Below are 20,701 nucleotides of genomic sequence, written 5' to 3'. Positions count from 1 at the left end.
ACATGATCCAGCTTATCGTCCTTCTTCCCCTCATCGCGGCTGCCATCGCGGGTCTTGGTAACAAGGCTTTGGGCAAGGTGCCGGCGAAGATCGTCACCACAGGTGCGCTGTTCATCAGTTGCGCCCTGAGCTGGCCCATCTTCATATCCTTTCTGACCGGCCATGCCGAAGCCTATGTCGCGCCCGCCTTCACCTGGATCCAGTCGGGAAGTTTCGACGCCCAGTGGGCCCTGCGCGTCGACGCGATGACGGCCGTCATGTTGGTGGTGATAACCAGCGTGTCGAGCCTCGTTCACCTCTACAGCTGGGGGTACATGGAAGAGGAGCCGGATCAGCCGCGCTTCTTTGCTTATCTTTCGTTGTTCACTTTCGCGATGCTGATGCTCGTGACGGCGAACAATCTGCTGCAGATGTTCTTCGGATGGGAAGGCGTCGGCCTCGCTTCCTATCTGCTGATCGGTTTCTGGTTCCGCAAGCCGAGCGCTAACGCCGCCGCGATCAAGGCGTTCGTCGTCAATCGCGTGGGCGATCTTGGCTTCATGCTGGGCATTTTTGGCACCTATCTGGTGTTCAACACCATCTCGATCCCGGAGATACTGGCGGCCGCGCCGTCAATGGCCGGATCGACTATCGGTTTCCTGGGCCACCGCTTTGACACCATGACCGTTCTCTGCCTGCTGCTGTTCATAGGTGCGATGGGCAAGTCGGCGCAGCTGGGCCTTCACACATGGCTCCCCGACGCGATGGAAGGCCCGACCCCGGTGTCGGCGCTGATCCACGCGGCGACCATGGTGACGGCCGGCGTGTTCATGGTGTGCCGCCTTTCGCCGATGTTCGAAACATCGCCGACGGCGCTGGGCTTCGTGACCTTCATCGGGGCTGCCACCTGTCTGTTCGCGGCGACCGTGGGCACGGTGCAGAACGACATCAAGCGCGTCATAGCCTATTCAACCTGCTCACAGCTCGGCTATATGTTCTTTGCTGCGGGCGTGGGCGCCTATGGCGCGGCGATGTTCCACCTCTTCACACACGCCTTCTTCAAGGCGCTGCTGTTCCTGGGGGCTGGCTCGGTCATTCACGCGATGCACCACGAACAGGACATGCGTTACTATGGCGCGCTGCGGAAGGAGATACCGATCACCTTCTGGACGATGACGCTGGGCACGCTGGCCATCACTGGCGTCGGCCTGCCGCTTGTCGGCGTCGGTTTCGCCGGCTTCTATTCGAAGGACGGCATTCTCGAGGCAGCCTATGCTTCGGGCGGCGCAGGCGTGGGCGCATTCCTTGTTGGCGTGTTCGCGGCGCTGCTGACCAGCTTCTACAGCTGGCGTCTCGTCTTCCTGACCTTCTTTGGCAAGCCGCGCTGGGCCGCTTCCGAGCATATCCAGCACGCGATCCACGGCCATCATGAATCGCCGGAGGAAGAAACCGAGCATGACGGCCATGAGGCTCATGGCGATCACGGCCATACCGCGACCGGCACCGGTGGTTATCATGCACACGAGAGCCCCTGGGTCATGCTGATTCCGCTGGTGGTGCTGAGCCTGGGCGCGGTGTTCGCCGGCTTCATTTTCCATGACCAGTTCATCGGAGCCGAGGGCGGAGTCGAATTCTGGAAGGGCGCATTGTCGTTCGACAGCCATCTGATGCATGCCGCGCATGAAGTGCCGGTGTGGGTCAAGTTCGCGCCGTTCACGGTGATGCTGACCGGCCTCTTCATCGCGTGGCTGAGCTACATCAAAAACACCGACTGGCCGCGCCGCTTCGTTGCCGAATTTGGCGTGCTGTACCAATTCCTGCTCAACAAATGGTATTTTGACGAGCTTTATCACTTCCTGTTCGTCAAGCCTGCCTTCGCCATCGGCCGTTTCTTCTGGAAGTTTGGGGATGTCGGTTTCATCGACCGGTTCGGGCCGAACGGACTCGCCGCGCTGGTCGTGCAGGGCAACAAAGTCACCCGTCGGCTTCAGTCCGGCTATCTCTACACTTACGCGCTGGTGATGCTGATTGGGCTCGCGGCGGCTGCAACCTGGGCGATGACACGATAATGGCCGGCTTCCCCATCCTTTCCCTGATGATGGCAGTGCCGATGGCGGGGGCCATCGCCTGTCTGTTTGCAGGCGCAAATCAGGCGCGCTGGATTGCCTTGCTCGCGACGCTGGTCGATCTGCTGCTGGGCGTCGTGCTCTGGGCGGGTTTCGATCAGTCCGCTGGCGCGGCACAGTGGCAGTTCCAGGAATATGCGCCGATCTTCGGGCGGTTCGCCTGGGCGCTCGGTATCGACGGGATAGCGCTGGTCCTGATCATGCTGACCGTATTCCTTATGCCGATCTGCATAGGTGCCAGCTGGCGGGCGATCGAAAAGCGCGTCGGCGAGTATATGGCCGCGTTCCTCTTCATGGAGGTGCTGATGATCGGCGTGTTCACCGCGCAGGATCTCTACCTCTTCTATGTGATGTTCGAGGCGGGGCTGATCCCGATGTACCTCATCATCGGGATCTGGGGCGGGGCGGACCGCATCTACGCCTCCTACAAATTCTTTCTCTATACCCTGCTTGGATCGGTCCTGATGCTGATCGCGATGATGTGGATGGTGCATGAAGCAGGCACCACCGACATCCCGACGCTGATGGCCTATAATTTCGATCCGCATGTGCAAATCTGGCTGTTCCTAGCCTTTTTCGCGAGCTTCGCGGTCAAGATGCCGATGTGGCCAGTCCACACCTGGCTCCCGGATGCGCATGTCCAGGCGCCGACTGCGGGTTCGGTGATCCTGGCCGGCGTCCTGCTCAAGATGGGTGGCTACGGATTTATCCGCTTCTCGCTGCCCATGTTTCCTGAAGCTTCGGCCCAGCTGTCATGGCTTATCTGGGGACTGTCGATCGTCGCTGTCATCTATACCAGCCTGGTCGCGCTGGTGCAGACCGACATGAAAAAGCTGATCGCCTATTCGTCAGTGGCACACATGGCGATAGTCACCGTCGGTCTGTTTGCCTTCAATCGGGCGGGCCTTGAGGGTGCAATGATGGTGATGCTGGGTCACGGCCTGGTGTCAGGTGCGCTGTTCCTTTGCGTCGGCGTCATCTACGACCGACTGCATACCCGCGAGATTTCGCGCTACGGCGGTCTTGCCATCAACATGCCGCGCTACGCTACGCTGTTCCTGCTGTTCACCATGGCGTCGGTCGGCCTGCCGGGCACCAGCAATTTCGTTGGCGAGTTCCTTTCGCTGATGGGTGTTTATCAAGCGTCGAGCTGGGTCGCGTTTGCCTGCACCACCGGCATCATTCTGGGCGCGGCCTATATGCTCTATCTCTATCGGCGCATATGTTATGGCGGGCAGAAGAATGCCGATGCGGCTGCCATGCCGGATCTTTCCTCGCGCGAGATCTGGCTGTTGGCGCCCATCGCGGCTGCGGTTCTATGGATGGGGGTCTATCCCGAAAGCTTCCTCAGCCCCATGCGGCCCGATATCCGGGCTCTGGAGGCACGGCTGGCTGCTACCGCGCCGGCGGGTGATTCAAAGATCAGGATGGGCGCCATCATGCCGTCAGGCGAGGCTCACCATGAAGATGTTGCGGCGCACGGGGAGGCGCATTGATGATTGATTCCGCTTCCCTCCTGGCGGTCCTGCCGGAGTTGATCCTGACGGTCGGCGGCCTCGCGTTGATGCTTGTCGCGGCCTATGGGGGCGATGGCACGGCCAAGGTCGTGAACTGGCTGTCGGTACTGACGCTGGCTGTCGCGGGCGCCACTTTGTCCATCTCCCTGGCTCATGGCCCGGTGGCCTTTGATGGTCTGGTGAGGGCCGATGCCTTCTCGGTTTTCTCCAAAGCGCTGATCTATGCGGCCGCAGCCGCTGCGATCCTGCTTGCACCCCGCTATTTCCTGGCAGGCGGCGCGCTGCGTCCGGAATATCCGATCCTGATCCTGTTCAGCACGATCGGCATGGGCATGATGGTGTCGGCCGGCGACCTGTTGACGCTGTATGTCGGTCTCGAAATGCAAAGCCTTGCCGCCTATGTGCTGGCAAGCTTCATGCAGCAGGATGAGCGGTCGTCCGAAGCGGGCCTCAAATATTTCGTACTCGGCTCCCTCGCCAGCGGCATCCTGCTCTACGGCGCGGCGCTGCTGTATGGCTTTACCGGCGGCACGACGTTCGGCGGCATCGCCGTCGCGCTGGGCGACGGCGTCTCGAAGGGCGAGTTGTTCGGTATGGTGTTCCTGCTCGCGGGCCTGGCCTTCAAAATGAGCGCGGTGCCCTTCCACATGTGGACGCCCGACGTCTATGAAGGCGCGCCCACGCCGGTCACGACGTTCTTCGGCAGCGCGCCCAAAGTCGCGGCGATGGGGCTCACCGTCCGCGTCGCGATCGAGGCGTTGGGCCCGGCCGGCCTGGACTGGCAGCAGGTGGTGATCTTCGTGGCGCTGGCCTCGATCATCTTCGGTGCAGTCGCTGCGATTGGCCAGACCAACATCAAGCGGCTGATGGCCTATTCGTCCATTAACAATGTCGGCTTTGCACTTATCGGCCTTGCCGCCGCCACCCCCGCGGGCGTTGCCGCGACCATGAGCTACATGGCGATTTACGTCGTCATGACGATCGGCGGTTTCGCCTGCATTCTGCAGATGCGTGATGCCGACGGGCGCCCTGTGGAAACAATCGAGAGCCTTGCCGGCCTGTCCCGCTCGCGCAAGGGGCTAGCGGCGGCGCTCGCCATCTTCATGTTCTCGATGGCAGGCATTCCGCCACTTTTCGGCTTCTGGGCGAAGTTCCTGGTCTTCGACGCCGCAGTCGGGGCGGGCCTGACCGCACTCGCCGCTTTCGGCATCGCGGCTTCGGTGATCGGCGCCTTCTATTATCTGAAGATCATCAAGACGATGTATTTCGATGAGCCGGCCGCACCCTATGAGGCGCGCGGCGGGATGGTCGAAAATGTCATCCTGACCGCCTGCGCGGTGGTTATCGTGATCGGCTATTTGCTCAACCCCGTGCTTGACAAGGCAAGCGCGGCGGCGGCGGCGTCGCTCTTCTGACCGAGTTTCTTTTCGTCGAGGAGACCGGCTCCACCAACGCCGACATGCTGGCGTTGGCGGAGCAGGGCATGGCCGAAGGAACTTGGCTGCGTGCCTTGCGGCAGACCGGCGGCAAGGGACGGATGGGCCGCGCGTGGGAAAGTCCGGAAGGCAATCTCTATTGTTCGACCCTCGTCAGGCTGCGGCCAGGCGATCCGTTGCCCCACACGCTGGCCATGGTTGCCGCCAACGCGGTTCACGCGCTGGTGGCGCCGCTGTGCGGCGGGCAGGCGCGGATCAAATGGCCCAATGACATTCTGGTCGATGGCGCCAAGATCGCCGGGATTCTGCTGGAGCGATCGGGCGACGCGATCGTCGTGGGCATTGGCATCAATGTGACAGAGCACCCGGCCGGCCTTGATCGGCCTGTGACCAGCCTGTTTGCGCAAGCAGCTGCCGACGCCGAAGCCGGCGCGTTGCAGCAGCGGCTGGCAGTGTTGTTTGCGCACTGGCTGGGCGTATGGCGCGCCCAGGGTCTGGAGCCCGTCCGTGCCCATTGGCAGCTGAATGCCCACCCCCCGGGCACGCCGATGCGGGTCGTTCAGCCGAACGGAGAGGTGGTGGAGGGGTGTTTCGATTCCCTCGACCGCGACGGGATGCTGATCCTGCGCTTGGCGAATGGCGCCGCGCGTGCCATTCATGCCGGCGATATCCTTCTCATCTGACATCCGGGGGACTCCCATGCTTCTCGCGATCGACGCGGGCAACACCAATGTGGTTTTCGCGCTGCTGGACGGGCGGGAGATCCGCACGCGCTGGCGGATCGCGACCGATCCCCGCCGGACCGCCGATGAATATGCGGTATGGCTGAACCAGCTGCTGATGCTGGAAGGCTATGCGATTGGCGACATCGACGCGGTCATCATCGCGACGGTCGTGCCGCGCGCGCTGCATAATCTTCAGGTGCTGGCAGAAAAATATTTCAAGGTGACGGCGCTGATCGCCGGGCAGGCGCCGGTGGGCTGGTGCATCGACCTGGACGTTGCCGAGCCTGCGTCGGTAGGGGCTGACCGGGTTGTCAATGCGATCGCCGCGCACCATCTGTACGAGGGCGATCTGATCGTCATCGATTTCGGGACGGCCACGACCTTCGATGTCATCGACTATCGCGGCACCTACAAGGGAGGCATCATAGCGCCGGGCATCAACCTGTCGCTCGATGCATTGGTCGCGGCGGCGGCAAAGCTGCCCCGGATTGCTATTTCCCCGCCGGAGAATCGATCGGTTATCGGTCGCACCACGGAATCGCAGATGCTGATCGGCGTTTTCTGGGGTTATGTGGCGATGATGGAGGGTCTCGTCGCGCGGATGCGGGCGGAGATCGGCCGCCCCGCCAAGGTAATTTCGACGGGCGGCCTCGCCGTCCTGTTCGACGAGAACAGCGATATTTTCGATGCGATAGCGCCTGACCTCACCATTTTGGGGCTGGCGCTGTTGTACGAACGGAGTTTGAAAGACTGATGAAACCGGGAAATGAGCTGATCTTCCTGGCCCTTGGCGGGTCGGGCGAGATCGGCATGAACGTCAATCTCTATGGATGCCAGGGCAAATGGGTGATGGTCGACCTGGGTCTGACCTTCGCTGATCCTGCCTATCCCGGGGTCGAACTGGTGCTGCCGGACCTTGCATTCATCGAGGAGCGGCGGGAAGATCTTCTGGGCATCGTGCTGACCCATGGGCATGAAGACCATATCGGCGCGATCCCCTATCTGGCTGCCGATCTGGGCGTTCCGCTTTATGCCACGCCCTTCACCGCCGGTTTGATCCGGCTGAAGCTGGAAGAAGAGGGGCTGACGCAGGAGGTCGAACTCAACGTCATCGACAATGAGGGAAGCTTCGCTCTTGGTCCATTCGGCTTTCGCTACGTGCCGCTCGCTCATTCCATACCCGAAGGCAACGCGCTGCTGATCGACACGCCCTTCGGCCGCATCTTTCACACTGGCGACTGGAAGCTGGATGAACGGCCGCTGCTGGGCCAGCCTTCCACGCCGGCAGAGCTGTCTGCGATCGGCGATCAGGGCGTCCTCGCGCTGGTATGTGACAGCACCAATGTCTTCAATTCTGAAGCAAGCGGCTCAGAAGCGGATGTGCGCGAAGGATTGATGCAGACGATCGCGAAGGCGAAGGGCAGGGTGCTCGTCACCACCTTCGCCTCCAACGCGGCCCGGTTGCAGACGCTCGGCGAAGTGGCCAATGCCACCGGCCGCCGCCTTTGCGTGGCGGGTCGGTCGCTTGATCGTATCATCGCAACGGCGCGGTCGGCCGGCTATCTGGGCGATTTTCCGCCGACGGTGGACTGGGATGATGTCATGGCCCTGCCGCATAATGAGGTGATGATCATCGCCACCGGCGGGCAGGGAGAACCGCGCGCGGCACTGTCCCGCATCGCGTTCGACAGCCATCCCATCAAGCTGAGCGCGGGCGACACGGTCGTTTTTTCGTCAAAGCAGATTCCGGGCAACGAGATAGCCATCGGCCGCATCCAGAATGCGCTGGCCACCAAGGGTGTGTTGATGGTGACGGATCGGCAGGCTGAAGTGCATGTGTCCGGCCATCCGGGACGCCCGGAGCTGGAGGCGATGTATCGCTGGGTGCGGCCCCAAATCCTGCTGCCTGTTCACGGCGAAAGGCGTCACATGGCCGAGCAGGCCCGCCTTGGCCTGGAGAGCGGCATTCCCCATGTCGTGGTGCAGTCGAACGGAGATCTGCTGCGGCTGGCGCCCGATGGTCCGGAAATCATCGGCCAGCAGGCGACCGGGCGTCTGGTGCTGGACGGTGACGTGATCCTGCCTGCCGACGGATCGACGATGAACGAGCGGCGCAAAATCGCACTTCACGGCCAGATCAGCGTCGCGGTCGCACTGGACCGTCAGGGCAGGCTGATCGGACAGCCGGCGCTGCGCACGCAGGGCTTGCCCGTGGAGGAGGACAAGGGGGCCTTCCTGACGGAGGCGGCCGATGAAGCGGCTGGGGCCGTGGGCAAGGGATCGCTGGAAGAAGAGGCGCTGCGTGAGCGCGTCCGGCTGGCGGTGCGGCGCACCGCGACCCGCTGGACCGGCAAGAAGCCGGTGGTGGACGTTCTGCTCGTGCGCGCGTAAGGCTGCCTGTCATGAACTGGTATGCGATAGTCGCCATCTATGTGTTGTTCTGGGTGATAAGCGCCTTCATCGTGCTGCCGTTCGGCATTCGCACGCCCGATGAGACCGGGGAGGAGATGTTGCTGGGTCAGGCCGACAGCGCGCCCAGCAATTTCAGGCCGGGCACGGTCATGATCCGTGCGACGATTTTGTCGACTGTGTTGTTTGGCGTCTATTACGCGAATTATGTGGAAGGCTGGGTGACGCTTCAGCGCTGGACGCATATTAGCTGAAGAAAGCATGCCTCATCTCTTGCGCTTGAGCGCATCGGCAAGCGAGACCGTGGCGCTGCCGCGCCGCGCGGGCTGGGCCTGGCTGGGGGCCGGCTTCCATCCGCTGAGATACAGAACCGCCATCTGTTCTGCCGTCCGCCCGTCCGGGTCGCTGGCGGCAGCGAACTGCTCCAGGGCGAGCGTCAGCGTCTGTCGCCGCAGCGATGGCGGATGCGATATCAGCACATTGGTCGCGCCCATGCCCCGCAGGTCCTTCATCAGCCGAAGCATGTCGGCATAACGTACCGTCAACATCTCGCTGTCGGCAACGGGCATGGAGAAGCCGGCCCGGCTCAGCAGATCGCCGGCCGACCGGACATCCACCTGGGGATGGACATGCTGGCCGGCACGATCGCCTTCGGCGGCCAGCAGTGCTGCGCGGAGGCGGGCAAGCGTTCCCGCTCCAGTGAAGGCGGCCAGCATCAGCCCGTCCGGCCTAAGCAGCCGCCGCATCAGGATCAGGGCGCCGGGCAGATCGTTGACAGTGTCGAGCGTGCCGCAGGCGATGACCAGGTCGAAACTGTCATCGGCGAAGGGAAGCGCGTCCTCATCGACCTGAATCCCGCCCTGTTCGCGCGCCGCCACGAAGCCCGGATCGGCGCAGATCACATGCTTGCCCATCGCTTCGAGAGCGCGGCGGGCGCTATCGTCCGGGCAGCCTATCACCAATGCTTCGGGCAGGTCCCGCTTCACGTCGCTCAGCCGGTCCAGCAGTTCGTCGAGCATCAGTCGATAGAGGAAGTCATGATCGGCGAAATGCGCGGCCATCCGGTCGCGACGGCGGCCACGCAACGCTCTGTCAAAGATGTCGGGCTGGGTCATGGCGGGTCTTGTGCATCGCTGGCGGAGCGGGAACAAGGGAGATCATGCCGCTGAACACGCTTCTCAAGGGCGCGCTGCGCCCCCTGGTTGATTATGCCTTGCCGCCGCGTTGTCCCGGTTGCGGCTTCATTGTCGAAGCGGACGATGCCTTCTGCCTCGATTGCTGGAGCGGGATGCATTTTCTGGGGCAGCCCTGCTGCGCCCGGTGCGGCCTGCCGTTCGATCATGATATGGGTAACGGTGCGCTTTGTGGCGCATGCATCGCCTCTCCCCCGCCGTTCGACAGCGCACGGGCGGTACTCGCCTATGGCGATGTGGCGCGCAAGGTGGCGCTGCGGCTGAAATATGGCCGGCGCATCGGCCTTGCCCGGCTGATTGCGGGTCAGATGATGCGCCGGCTGCCGGATCTTGAAGCGCCGGCGGTGATCGTGCCGGTTCCGCTGCATCGCCGGCGGCTGTGGTGGCGCGGCTTTAACCAGTCGGCCCTGATCGGGGATCAGCTGGGCCGTCTCGCGGGTGTTCCGGTCGATCGGCATGGATTGCTGCGCCACCGTCCCACTTCGCCCCTGCGTGGCATGAGCCCCGCCCAGCGGGCCAAGGTCGTCCAGGGCGCTTTCGCTCTCGCGCAGGGTCATGGCTTCCTGGGCCGTTCGGTGCTGCTGATCGACGATGTGCATACCAGTGGCGCGACCGCCGCCGCTTGCGCCCGCGTGTTGAAACGGGGCGGCGCTTCCAGCGTTCATCTGCTGTGCTGGGCACGCGCCTTGCCCGACCGGGTCGATCCGGCTGATTGACAAAGCGGCCCGCAGCCCCGATTTCAGCGACAAGGAGCCTGAGAAGACATGTCTAAGGTCGAAATCTATACCAAAGCCTGGTGCGGCTATTGTGCGCGCGCCAAGGCACTGCTGACGGGCAAGGGTGTGCAGTTCGAAGAATATGACATAACCATGGGCGGTCCCAAGCGGGCCGAAATGCTGGACCGTTCCAATGGCGGGACGACGGTGCCGCAGATCTTCATCGACGGGCGGCATATCGGTGGCAGTGACGACATGGTCATGCTCGACCGACAGGGTAAGCTCGACCCGCTGTTGGGCCTTTAGTCCATGCGCGCCGCGATCTTCCAGATGACCAGCGGGATCGATCCTGCGGCCAACAGCGCCGCCATTGTCGATGCCGCCGCGCGCGCCAGGGGGGAAGGGGCCGACATGCTCTTCACACCCGAAATGGCAGGCTATCTCGATCGCGACCGCGGCCGGGCAGCGGCCACGCTCAGGTCGGAAGCGGACGACCCAGTGCTTGGTGACGTGCGGGAGGCGGCAGCTCGCCATGGTCTGTGGGTTCACCTGGGGTCACTTCCGCTCAAGGATGAGCGTAGTGATGGCCGCTGGGCCAATCGCAGCTTCATGATCGATGACAGCGGCGCAATTCGGGCACGCTATGACAAGATCCACCTGTTCGACGTTGATCTCGCGACAGGCGAGAGCTGGCGCGAATCCTCTGTCTATGGGCCGGGTGAACGGGTCGTGGCGGTCGACACGCCGTGGGCGCGGATGGGTCTGTCCGTCTGCTATGACATGCGCTTTCCCGATTTATATCGGGCGCTTACCAATGCTGGCGTGACCGTGCTGCTGATGCCCGCGGCTTTTACCGTGCCGACCGGCGAGGCCCATTGGCATGTGTTGCTGCGGGCGCGAGCGATCGAGGCCGGCTGCTTTGTCGTCGCTGCGGCCCAGACCGGGCGTCATGCCGATGGGCGGGAGACCTACGGCCATAGCCTGGTCGTCGACCCATGGGGCGACGTGCTGCTGGATATGGGCAGGGAGGGCGGCTTGGCCCTTGCCGACATTGATCTTGCGCGCGTAGAGGAAGTGCGCGGGCGGGTGCCCGCCCTCGCCAACCGGCGTGACATTTCGGTGGATGTGACTGTGCTGTGATTGTCTTCGATCTGAAATGCGCGAGCCAGGGCCATGTGTTCGAAGCCTGGTTTGGATCGAGCGCCGATTATGAAAGCCAGCTCGGGCGCGGCTTGGTGAGCTGCCCGATGTGCGGCGACAGTGACGTGCGCAAGGCGCTGATGGCGCCGGCCGTCGCCGCCAAGGGTAACAGCCGGTCGGTGGCCGTCCCCGCCGAAGGCGGCGCCATCGCCGCCACCGGCGACGAAAACCGCATGCGCGAGATCATTCGGGCCCTGGCCGAGGTCCAGGCAAAGGCCTTGGAAAATTCGACCTGGGTCGGTCGGGGTTTCGCCGAACAGGCACGCGCGATGCACTATGGTGAAAAAGACCGCGAGAGCATCCATGGAGAGGTCGCTCCGGCGGAAGCCCGCGCCTTGATCGCGGAGGGCGTCGATGTCGCGCCTCTGCCATTTCCGGTCCTCCCCCCCGAAGCGAAGAATTGACCGCGCCCGCCGCCCGGCATAGAGCCGTCATCGGGCACCCGTAGCTCAGCAGGATAGAGCATCAGATTCCTAATCTGAGGGCCATGGGTTCGAATCCCGTCGGGTGCGCCATTTTTCCTTGTTATTTCAATGTCTTGATCGCCTCTTATTCCCGGAGAGGCGCAATTCTATGTTGCATTGATGTGCTGCCATTTTCATTGGTTTTCAGCCATTTTCACAGTACTATCCGCAGCTCCATGCAACATGGATGCAACATGAGACTGGTTGAATCCGTCCTCAAAAACGGCGGAAAAGCTGGGCTCCAGCAGTCTCGCAGGACAGAGGGAAGTGGGCGGGAAGAGTGCTCCAGCAGTCTTGCGGCGATCGGGGGCAGGGTGGTGCGCCGTCGGTTACCCTCCAGCACAACCTACCGAAATGGGCGCTCAGGGTGTAATGCCAGCATTTCTGCGGCTTTCCAGCGATTTTCGCCCGATCGCGGTTGCTGTGAAAGTAGGGGGCAGCGGTGGGTAGGGGGGCGGCTAGCCGTTCAGGTGATGGCGGTTCTCAGTCTCAGAGGCCCGCACCGTCTCTCGCGGCCTGGAGGGGCAGAAACATCCTCGCCCCCCTGTCGTACTCCTCGAAGCCCATCTTCGCGTAGAACCGTTTAACGTCATCGTTGATGGGCACCACATCCGGAACGTCGACTATAAGGCCAGCGGCTATTATAATGGCCTGACAGCGCAATATACCGTGGTCTGGAATCCCCCGCGCACCTATGGTCTCGAAGCGAGCTATACATTCTGATGCCGATGGCCGCCCTTGAGCATCTTGATCACCGCCGGCCACATAAGCGATTACGCCGGCGCGCCGGCCTTGCTCGATGTGGGCGGCTTTGATTTTCGGCCTTACAGCGGTGAAGATTTCGTATGCGTAACCGAAACGGTCGTCCCCGGGTATCCGCCGTCGATTTCAACGGCGGCCCCCAGCTGATGTGCAAGAGCTTCGACAATGCTGGTGCCAAGGCCCGGACTGGCATCGGCCAGCGTTTCGGGCGTGCCGACGCCGTTGTCGCTGACGGACAAGGTCCAATTGCTATTATGCGCATGATAATCGACGACGATTTTGCCGTCGCGATCGCCTGGAAACGCGTGTTTCAGCGCGTTGATCACCAGTTCCGTGACGATCAAGCCAAGACTGACCGAGATGTCGGCATTCACGCTGCTGCCATCGGCGGTCACCGCGATCGACACCTTATCATGATCGTGAATCATTGAGGCACCCAAACTCTCGCACAGTCGGGTCAGATACCCCCGCAACTCGACCTCCCCCAACCTCGATGCAGCCAGCTGCTGCTGGAGAGTGGCGATCGACATGACCCGATCATGCGCATCTTGAAGATGCGCCCGCGCTTCGTCCGATTGCACCTGCCGGGCACTTTGCATGAGCACGCTCGCGATGATCTGGAGACTGTTGGCGACCCGGTGCTGAAGCTCCTGGAGTAGAATTGCCTTTTCCCGGAGCAGATCATCCTTGAGTTTCTCGCTGATCCGCGCCTCGGTAACGTCGGAGACTGTGAGGAGCAGGCGGGCCTGCTCGGCATCGCCATAGGCCAGCTTTTGCGCGTTCAGAACGAGCCGTCGGGGCTTAGATCCACCCTTGAAGTCCATCTCATAGGCATCGATTCTGGCATGGCCCGCCAAGGTGGCGCCGAGCAGCGAGCGAAGCTGAGGCATGTCCCATTCGCCTGCGCCGAGCATAGACACCGGCCGTCCACAGACGTTATGCGGCTCGAGGCCGAAAGTGCGATAAAAGGATGTGCTTCCGGCGATGACGGTCAGATCGCCGTCGAGGAGCAGCGCAGGGGCGGCGGAAGAAGTCAGGATCGCCAGAGCAAGGCCATAGGCGACGTCAGGATGAATGGGCGGGTTCACGGAGAATGCCCCCTTTCCGGGGAAACCGGAAAGCTCGCGGTCATGAAAGCCTTGTCCGGATAGTAGCGAGCCGAACACTCCGCCACGAGGACAGCATCGCAGAGATATCATAGCACCGATCGCGCAGGAGCCCGGCATCAATTCGACACCGGGTAATGTCCCATCTCTGATTCGGGGCGGGTGATAGCTCTGCCTCCACAGGATGCCAAAGGCGATCTGCCCGGTTCGCTCAACCCCATGGCTCATACTTCAAGATGGTCGAATATATCGAGGCCGGGAAGAATGTGCCAAATGTTCTGACAACGGACACCAGGCAGCCGTTGGCTGCGACTGAATTCATGTCCGATCCAATATCAGAGGAAGTTCTTGAGGTCCGCGACAAAGCTTTCAAGTCGATCATGGTGAACCCAGTGCCCGGCGCGTTCATAACTGGTGACAGCCGCATTCTTGAAATGGCTTGCTCGCCCATCTTTTCCGGGGTGATGAGCCCAGCTGTCCGCACCGTGGATCAGCCATACTGGGCAGTCGATGTTATGCCATAGCTCGTGAAGCTCTTCGTCAGTGATACCCATCGGCAATCCCGCTCGCACATAATTGTCGAACTTCCAGCTGAAGGTGCCGTCCTCATTTCGACTGATACCGTGAACGGTCAAGTGCCGAGCGTGCGCTGCGGACAGATGCGGGTTTTCTTCGTGCAGGCGGGCATAGGCCTGTTCGAGGGTCGTGTACCGCCGGGGTGTTCTGGCGCTGAGAGCACGCCGTTCATCGATCCAGGTTCGCCAGCGTTCCGCGACGGGCAATTCCGACTTATGATCAAGTGGCGAGATGCCGAGACCCTCGATCACTGCCAGCCTACGAACCCGTTCGGGATGTATGCCGGCGTAGCGCAGCGCAATCGCCCCTCCCAGGGAATGGGCCACAATCGATACCGGCTCGTTGCTGCTTTGCTGAATAAGCTGTGCCAGGTCTGCAACGTAGAAGGGCATCGAATAGCTGCCATCGGGCGACCAGGCGCTGTCCCCATGGCCGCGAAGATCAGGGCAAATCACATGCCAATCGTTGCGGAGAGCCTGGGCCACCCAGTCCCAGTTACGGGCATGGTCTTGCCCTCCGTGCACAAGGACAAGCAAGGGTGCATCGGCATTGCCCCAGTCCAGGTAATTCAGGGCAAGCCGCTGCGACACGAAACGATGCGATGTCGGGCCGAGATCTTCCACTTGTTCTTGTCCTCCGGGTGCGGGGTCAGTCGGCGCGGCTTTCATGCTAGCGGCTTTGCTGTCGGGCTTGCAAGATCGCAAGGCAAGGCGAAAGAGCCATCGAGCTAGAGGCGCAGACCTGCCTGAAGGCGTCCGATCAACGCGAGCAAGTCGCGCATAAGGCACCGTATTTTGGAATCGTGTCGAAGGGAAGTAACAAAAAATCAAAACTTCTCAGATGGCAAGCGATGAAAAGGGGGCGGTAGCGAACCCCCAGAAGACTTGCGGCACGGCTCTGACGAAATTTGAGGAGTCATCGTCGGAAATTTCGCGGCCATGCATCTTATGATAGGACAGCATGGAGGAATTCGGGAGGAGCAATCCGCGTGGTGGGGTGCCGCAGCGAGGTCATCGCCTGGGTCGGGAGCAATATCGTTCCCCACGAGGGAGAATTGCGCGCCTGGCTCCGCCGTCGATCATTGCCTGGCCAGGATATCGACGATATCATCCACGACGCCTATCTCTGCATCGCCCAACTGCCAAACGTGGATCATATCCGCAATGGACGCGCCTATCTTTTCACGACCGCGCGATCCGTAATGCTCCGGCGGGTTCGGCGCGATCGCATCGTGCGGATCGAGAGCCTGACCGAGGTCGAAGCCATGACGCTGCAAGACGCCGATCCCGGACCCGAACGGAGAGCCAGCGCGCGGCAGGAACTGGGGCGCGTTCAAAGACTTATAGCCGCACTGCCCGATCGTTGCCGCGAGATCTTCCAACTGCGGCGCATAGAAGGCATGCCCCAGCGCCAGATCGCCGAACGCTTGGGGCTTACCGAACATGTTGTGGAAGCGCAGGCGGTACGCGGGCTAAAGCTGATTATGAAGGCTATTGCCGAAGAAGAGGGGAGCGGAAACGAGTTTCAAGGAAGACGATATGAGCAACGCCCGGGCATGCGCCAAGATGACTGACGACAGCGCCGCACGATGGGCCGTCAAACTCGACTTCGGCCCCCTTACAACCGTCGAGGAGACGGAACTGGAGAACTGGCTAGCGGAGGACCCGCTGCACCAGGGGGCGTTGTTGCGCGCTCAGGCGACTCTTGCATATCTTGACAGGGGGCGGGCGCTTAAGCCCCTCGGCGCACCATCGGAAGAGCCCTGGTCGGTCGACGCCGCCATCCCGACACGCCGTCGCTTTCTCCAGCTTTCAACCGGTGCGGCTGCGCTGGCGGCGGGCTTTGGGGCGCTTCTAGTCGCGCGTCATTTAGGCCACGACGAAATTCGTACCGACATTGGCGAGGTCCGCCGCGTGCCGCTCGCCGACGGATCCGTTGCCGTGCTTAACACCGCCAGTCGGCTGGCGGTGGCGTTGCAGCCCAAGCAGCGTGCTATCGAACTTAAAGAGGGGGAAGCCTGGTTCCAGGTAGCGCACGACAAGTCACGCCCCTTCGTGGTGAAGGCCGGCACCGTGCGGGTTCGGGCCGTCGGGACGGCTTTCGCCGTGCGCCGGCGTGCGGAAGGGGCTGACGTTCTGGTAACGGAGGGCGTCGTCGAAACGTGGATCGAAGGCCAGGAGGGGAGCATCAGACGACTTGTCGCTGGCTCCCGATCCTATGTCGCTGATGGCGTGGAACCCGCAAAATCGACGGTCGAGAATATGCCGCAGGAGTTAGAGCGCACGCTTGCATGGCGTGGCGGCGAGATCGTGCTGGATGGCCAGACCGTGGCTTATGCCGTGTCCGAGCTTAACCGCTATAACCGTCAACGCATCATCATAGGCGACGTATCGATCGGGCAGGAGCGCCTCGTCGGCTATTTTCGTACCAACGACCCTGCGACATTCGCGGACGCGGTCGCCGATATGACGGGCGCGCGGATTGTGCACAGGGAAGACCAGATACTTTTGACCCGATAGTCTCACGTTCGTCCCAGACGCCTGCAGATCACCCAAAGGTCGTGTAGGCAGCGCATGGTCTCGGGTAGCCGTTTTCATTAAAATATGAAAAAAATAAGTCTCCCCGTCGGAAAGGGTTCTGCCGTGCATCAGAGCAGTAGGGAAGGGCGCGATAGGGCGCCGCCTATCTGGGGGAAATATATGATTGTCTCGACCGCGATTTTCGCCGCCGTTTCCGTCCATCCTGCCGCAGCGGAAGTTCGTAGCTTCGCGATTCCGGCCCAGCCGGTCGAAGCTGCCATAGCCGTTTTTGCCAAGCAGTCCGGTCGTCAAATTCTTGCCAGCAAGAGCCAGCTTAGAGGAAAGCAGGCGAATGCCGTCATCGGTCGACTTGAAGTAGAGGCCGCGCTTCAGCGGCTCCTTTCGGGGACCGGACTTGTTGCAAAGCAGCCGGCCGACTCCACCGGTATCATCACCATTCGCCGTGCAGCTGCCCCTGCGACCCAAGTCTCGGCTCCGGCGACGCTGACGTCGGCCGAAGAAGGCACTCCCGCAGGCGACATCATCGTGACCGCCCGCCGTCGAAATGAAACGTCGATCTCTGTTCCGGTTGTCGTGACCGGCGTAAGCCAGAGCGAAATCAACCGTCGGAATCTGACGCGGGTGGACCAGCTCAACAATGTCATCCCGCAGCTTCAGATCGGACAGGGCGCCATTCAGGGCGGCAGCGTCGTTCTGCGTGGCATCGGCGCGAACGCCAGCACCACCACCGCTGATCAGGGCGTGACGTTCAACATCGACGGCGCCCAGGTCGCGCGTTCGAGCATCCGCCGGATCGGTCAGATGGATCTGGCGCAAATCGAGGTGCTGAAAGGCCCGCAGGGCCTGTTTTTCGGCAAGAACAGCCCCGGCGGCGTCATTTCGATCCGCACCGCCGACCCTACGAAGAAATTTGAGGCAAAAGCATCGGCTCAGTACGAATTCGTCGGCCGTGAGGTACAGTTTGACGGCTTCGCATCGGGTCCGTTGACAGATACGCTTGGCATCCGGGTCGCCGTGATGGGCAGCCATATGGACGGCTGGGAGAAGAATATCTATCCGTCCGATCTGCGCTTCGCATCGCCCAGAGGCCGACTGCCGCATGACAGGGAGTTGGGCGGGCGGCTGACGCTCAAGTTCGATCCGTCCGATCAGTTCGACGCCCGGTTCAAGCTCACTTACGGCAAGCTCAAGACGGCGGGACATTCCGAAATCAGGCAATATGTCTATTGCCCGTTTGGAGCGCCACAGCTTGCGATCGGCGTCAATGGGTCGGGTGAAAATTGCAAGGCGGACAATCGCATTTCCTATTCGGGCTATGGACCGGATTTGAAACAGTTCGGATTGGGCATCAGCGACGGGGAGCCGGATCTTCAGCAGGGGCAGCTACTATCCTCGCTGGAAATGAATTTCCGCCCGACGGACAAGATGACACTGACGTCATTGAGCAGCGTTTATAAGGCGAAGGTCGATTATACCGATCCCTATTTCAACACAAGTGATCCCGCGTTCGTATTTGTTGGCGATTATCATTTCAAACTTACGGAATTGTCACAGGAATTTCGACTGGCGAGCAGCTGGGAAGGGCCGATCAATTTTCTGGTCGGCACTTATCTGCAAGACAGCAAATTTATCTACGACACCCAGGATGTTGCATTTCCGGATAATCCAGCTTTATTCGGCCGCAACAAGCTTACCCTCAAAGGATCACATCTTTCCCTGTTCGGTCAATTGCGCGTAAACCCGGTCGAAACCGTGGAGCTGACAGCGGGCGGGCGCTATTCGTGGGAAAAGAAGACGGCTTTCATCAAAAGTATTGTCGGCGGCACTCCGCCCATCAGCCCCAACCAGGATTGGAAGAACTTTTCACCGGAATTGACGGCCGCATGGCGCCCCTCCAACAAACTGACGGTGTTCGGCAGCTACAAGCGTGGCTTTCTCAGTGGAGGCTTGACCCCAGGCGGTCGGATCTACGATCAGCAGATCACTAAAGGTGGCGAAGTTGGCGTAAAGGCGCTTCTTTTCAACGACAGTGTGCGCGCGAACATAAGCGCTTACAAATACGTCACCACCGGCCTTCAGGTCACATTTGTGCAGGGTCTCCAATTCGCGATCGACAATGCCGGTAAGGGTACGGTCAAGGGGATCGAAGCGGACATCAACTGGCAAACCGGAATAGAAGGGCTGACTCTCCGCGGCGCGCTGGGCTACAATAAAGCGGACTATGATATCTATACGGCGAGTTGCTATCCGGGGCAGACAATTTCTGCAGGATGCAATGGTGGGTTAAGGCCCGACGGTGTTTTCACGCTTCAGGACCTGAAGGGCCGCCCCTTCGCCAACGCGCCCAGATTGTCAGGCAACGTCGGTGTGAACTTCGAACGCAACATCAGCGAGAACTGGCGGATCGGCCTCTCCGCCGACGGGAGTTATAGCAGCAGCTATTACACTGAATCCAATCTGGCGCCGAGCAGCAAGCTTGACGGTTTCTGGATGCTGGACGCGAACATCCGCCTGACCAGTGCCGATGATCGCTGGGAGTTCGCCCTTCGCGGCCGTAATCTCACCAACGAATATGTCTACCAGATTTCGAATTCGGTGCTCTTTACCGGGGGTCCATCGGGCACCAACGGCCCGACCTTCGATGCAGACCGCTACGCGTTCATCAACAGGGGCCGGCAGATAGCGCTCCAGGTCACGCGTCGTTTCGGCGGTCAGTGAAGGTTTGCCCCCAATCGTCCCAATCAATTCAGGATCGACACAATGAAAAATGACCCGACCAACGATCAAGCCGTGCATCTGGGAGAACTGCCGAGCATATCCCGCCGAACCGCGGCGGGCGGGTTCGCGGCCCTCGTCGCTTCCCTCGCCGGGGCAGGCGCAAGCCAGGCCGCTACCGGCGACATGATCGGAAAGCCTTACCGGCCTGCCATGCTGGGCACGGATTATGCGACGACGGATTCGGTGTATTTCGACCCGGATTATCCTTCCATGCATTTTCCCCATATTTTCAAGAGCAAGGGCAAGACGATCCAGTCGTTCATGTGGCTGGCCGATGGTCCGGGGGCCAAGGGCTGCGTTATCCTTTCGCCCCAGCGCTATGGTGGCGACTGCCTCGACAGCCTTGTTCCCGCGCTGGTCGGGGCTGGCATCCACGTGATGCGCTTCAACCCGCGCGGAATGTGGGATGACAAAGAAGTATATTCGTTCACGTCGGCGCTCGAAGACCTGCATTCGGCGGTTGCGTTCCTTGGAGAAAATGGCGGGCAGCACGTCGTCCCGCCCGGCACCGGCCCCGACCGGACGTTCCAGATCGACCTGGATCATATCGCCGTTCTGGGCAAAAGCGGCGGGGGCGGCATGATGGGCTGGATCGCCACGTCCGAAAATCCGGCTCTCAAAACCGCGATTACCGTCAGTCCAAACAAGCTCGTGTCAAAGCCGCTGTCGCCTGAAAGCGTGAAATTCTTCAGCGACCTCAAAGCATCGCTGGGCGGCCGCATCGATCTCGAAAAAGAACTCAATGCGTTGACTCCGGCTGATTATGCTCGTTTCGACATGGTCAAGGCCGCGACAAAGCTTGCCGACAAGAATGTGCTGCTAGTGGGCCACTCAAGCCGCGATTATATCGACACGCTGCACAAGCCGCTCGTGGATGCGATGCAGAAAGCCAATGCGAAGCATTTCTCCCAGGTGATCTTCGAGGCCAATGACTATTACTTGACCGCGCGGGTGGCGCTGGCCAGGCTGGTGGTATCCTGGTTGAAGGAGGAGTGCGCTTTCTAGCGCGTCGATCGATCCGCATCACAGTTCCCTTTACAGCTGTAGGCTGGGCGGCCGCGGTCGACACGTAGCCGCTGAAGCCAGGGATTTATGTGCCCGCGAATATTTCGTGCGACCGGGTGTATAAATTCTCTGCTTAGACTTGGCATAAGACGAAAGGCACGCTGTCAAG

At 61.2% G+C, this 20,701-nt stretch carries 18 protein-coding genes and 1 tRNA gene; 16 read left to right on the top strand and 3 right to left on the bottom strand.

Annotation, left to right across the window (positions count from 1 at the left end; translation table 11 throughout):
* Nucleotides 1-2 precede the first annotated feature (2 nt).
* Genes nuoL through AAC640_RS06255 form a run of 7 tightly spaced genes read left to right on the top strand, consistent with a single transcriptional unit; the run spans nt 3 to nt 8,446 of the window.
* The gene (gene nuoL, locus AAC640_RS06285; RefSeq protein WP_340265236.1) at nt 3-2,048 is read left to right on the top strand and encodes an NADH-quinone oxidoreductase subunit L; all 2,046 of its coding nucleotides are present in this window, start codon (nt 3-5) and stop codon (nt 2,046-2,048) included.
* Nucleotides 2,048-3,601: an NADH-quinone oxidoreductase subunit M gene (locus AAC640_RS06280; RefSeq protein WP_340265235.1), complete on the top strand. Its 1,554-nt coding sequence runs from the start codon at nt 2,048-2,050 to the stop codon at nt 3,599-3,601. Before nuoL ends, AAC640_RS06280 begins: the two co-directional genes overlap by 1 nt.
* Nucleotides 3,601-5,037 (top strand): NADH-quinone oxidoreductase subunit NuoN, encoded by a 1,437-nt coding sequence (gene nuoN / locus AAC640_RS06275; protein WP_340265234.1) that lies wholly within the window; start codon nt 3,601-3,603, stop codon nt 5,035-5,037. Before AAC640_RS06280 ends, nuoN begins: the two co-directional genes overlap by 1 nt.
* Nucleotides 5,034-5,741 (top strand): biotin--[acetyl-CoA-carboxylase] ligase, encoded by a 708-nt coding sequence (locus tag AAC640_RS06270; RefSeq protein WP_340265368.1) that lies wholly within the window; start codon nt 5,034-5,036, stop codon nt 5,739-5,741. The genes nuoN and AAC640_RS06270 overlap by 4 nt, the downstream gene beginning before the upstream one ends.
* Before the next feature lie 16 nt (nt 5,742-5,757).
* Entirely contained in the window at nt 5,758-6,537 is a 780-nt protein-coding gene (locus AAC640_RS06265; RefSeq protein ID WP_340265233.1) for a type III pantothenate kinase, read from the top strand.
* Entirely contained in the window at nt 6,537-8,174 is a 1,638-nt protein-coding gene (locus AAC640_RS06260; protein WP_340265232.1) for a ribonuclease J, read from the top strand. Before AAC640_RS06265 ends, AAC640_RS06260 begins: the two co-directional genes overlap by 1 nt.
* Nucleotides 8,175-8,185: 11 nt before the next feature.
* Nucleotides 8,186-8,446 carry a DUF1467 family protein gene (locus tag AAC640_RS06255; RefSeq protein WP_340265231.1) on the top strand — a complete coding sequence of 87 codons (261 nt, stop codon included), beginning with the start codon at nt 8,186-8,188 and terminating at the stop codon, nt 8,444-8,446.
* A gap of 12 nt (nt 8,447-8,458) precedes the next feature.
* Here the strand turns inward: AAC640_RS06255 and AAC640_RS06250 are convergent, their stop codons facing one another.
* The gene (locus tag AAC640_RS06250; RefSeq protein ID WP_340265230.1) at nt 8,459-9,307 is read right to left on the bottom strand and encodes a class I SAM-dependent methyltransferase; all 849 of its coding nucleotides are present in this window, start codon (nt 9,305-9,307) and stop codon (nt 8,459-8,461) included.
* A 41-nt stretch (nt 9,308-9,348) separates the two neighbouring features.
* Here AAC640_RS06250 and AAC640_RS06245 point away from each other — a divergent pair, with 41 nt between their 5' ends.
* The 5 genes from AAC640_RS06245 (at nt 9,349) to AAC640_RS06225 (ending at nt 11,816) form a co-directional block, all read left to right on the top strand.
* A complete protein-coding gene (locus AAC640_RS06245; protein ID WP_340265367.1) occupies nt 9,349-10,101 on the top strand; it encodes a double zinc ribbon domain-containing protein in 753 nt (250 codons plus the stop codon).
* Nucleotides 10,102-10,149: 48 nt separating this feature from the next.
* Entirely contained in the window at nt 10,150-10,407 is a 258-nt protein-coding gene (gene grxC / locus AAC640_RS06240) for a glutaredoxin 3 (protein ID WP_340265229.1), read from the top strand.
* Nucleotides 10,408-10,410: 3 nt separating this feature from the next.
* Nucleotides 10,411-11,241, top strand: a complete 831-nt coding sequence (locus AAC640_RS06235; protein ID WP_340265228.1) for a carbon-nitrogen hydrolase family protein — start codon at nt 10,411-10,413, stop codon at nt 11,239-11,241.
* Nucleotides 11,238-11,705, top strand: coding sequence for a DUF1178 family protein (locus AAC640_RS06230; protein WP_340265227.1), 468 nt, complete (start codon nt 11,238-11,240; stop codon nt 11,703-11,705). Before AAC640_RS06235 ends, AAC640_RS06230 begins: the two co-directional genes overlap by 4 nt.
* 34 nt (nt 11,706-11,739) lie before the next feature.
* Nucleotides 11,740-11,816: transfer RNA gene (locus tag AAC640_RS06225), tRNA-Arg, on the top strand.
* A 773-nt stretch (nt 11,817-12,589) separates the two neighbouring features.
* Here AAC640_RS06225 and AAC640_RS06220 read toward each other — a convergent pair.
* Together AAC640_RS06220 and AAC640_RS06215 are read right to left on the bottom strand one after the other, a co-directional pair.
* Nucleotides 12,590-13,615, bottom strand: coding sequence for a sensor histidine kinase (locus tag AAC640_RS06220; protein ID WP_340265226.1), 1,026 nt, complete (start codon nt 13,613-13,615; stop codon nt 12,590-12,592).
* Nucleotides 13,616-13,968: 353 nt separating this feature from the next.
* Entirely contained in the window at nt 13,969-14,877 is a 909-nt protein-coding gene (locus tag AAC640_RS06215) for an alpha/beta fold hydrolase (protein WP_340265225.1), read from the bottom strand.
* A gap of 320 nt (nt 14,878-15,197) precedes the next feature.
* On the opposite strand from AAC640_RS06215, the gene AAC640_RS06210 reads away from it, so the two are divergent.
* The 4 genes from AAC640_RS06210 (at nt 15,198) to AAC640_RS06195 (ending at nt 20,532) form a co-directional block, all read left to right on the top strand.
* Entirely contained in the window at nt 15,198-15,782 is a 585-nt protein-coding gene (locus tag AAC640_RS06210) for an RNA polymerase sigma factor (RefSeq protein WP_340265224.1), read from the top strand.
* Nucleotides 15,748-16,728 carry a FecR family protein gene (locus tag AAC640_RS06205; RefSeq protein ID WP_340265223.1) on the top strand — a complete coding sequence of 327 codons (981 nt, stop codon included), beginning with the start codon at nt 15,748-15,750 and terminating at the stop codon, nt 16,726-16,728. The genes AAC640_RS06210 and AAC640_RS06205 overlap by 35 nt, the downstream gene beginning before the upstream one ends.
* 180 nt (nt 16,729-16,908) lie before the next feature.
* Nucleotides 16,909-19,467 (top strand): TonB-dependent receptor, encoded by a 2,559-nt coding sequence (locus AAC640_RS06200; protein ID WP_340265222.1) that lies wholly within the window; start codon nt 16,909-16,911, stop codon nt 19,465-19,467.
* 42 nt (nt 19,468-19,509) lie between these two features.
* On the top strand, nt 19,510-20,532 hold the full coding sequence (locus tag AAC640_RS06195; protein WP_340265221.1) for an alpha/beta hydrolase family protein: 1,023 nt from the start codon (nt 19,510-19,512) through the stop codon (nt 20,530-20,532).
* Nucleotides 20,533-20,701: the final 169 nt, after the last annotated feature.

The sequence above is a fragment of the Sphingobium mellinum genome, assembly GCF_037860795.1.
Taxonomy (GTDB): Bacteria; Pseudomonadota; Alphaproteobacteria; order Sphingomonadales; family Sphingomonadaceae; genus Sphingobium; species Sphingobium mellinum.
This window is presented reverse-complemented; position numbering and strand designations above follow the sequence as displayed.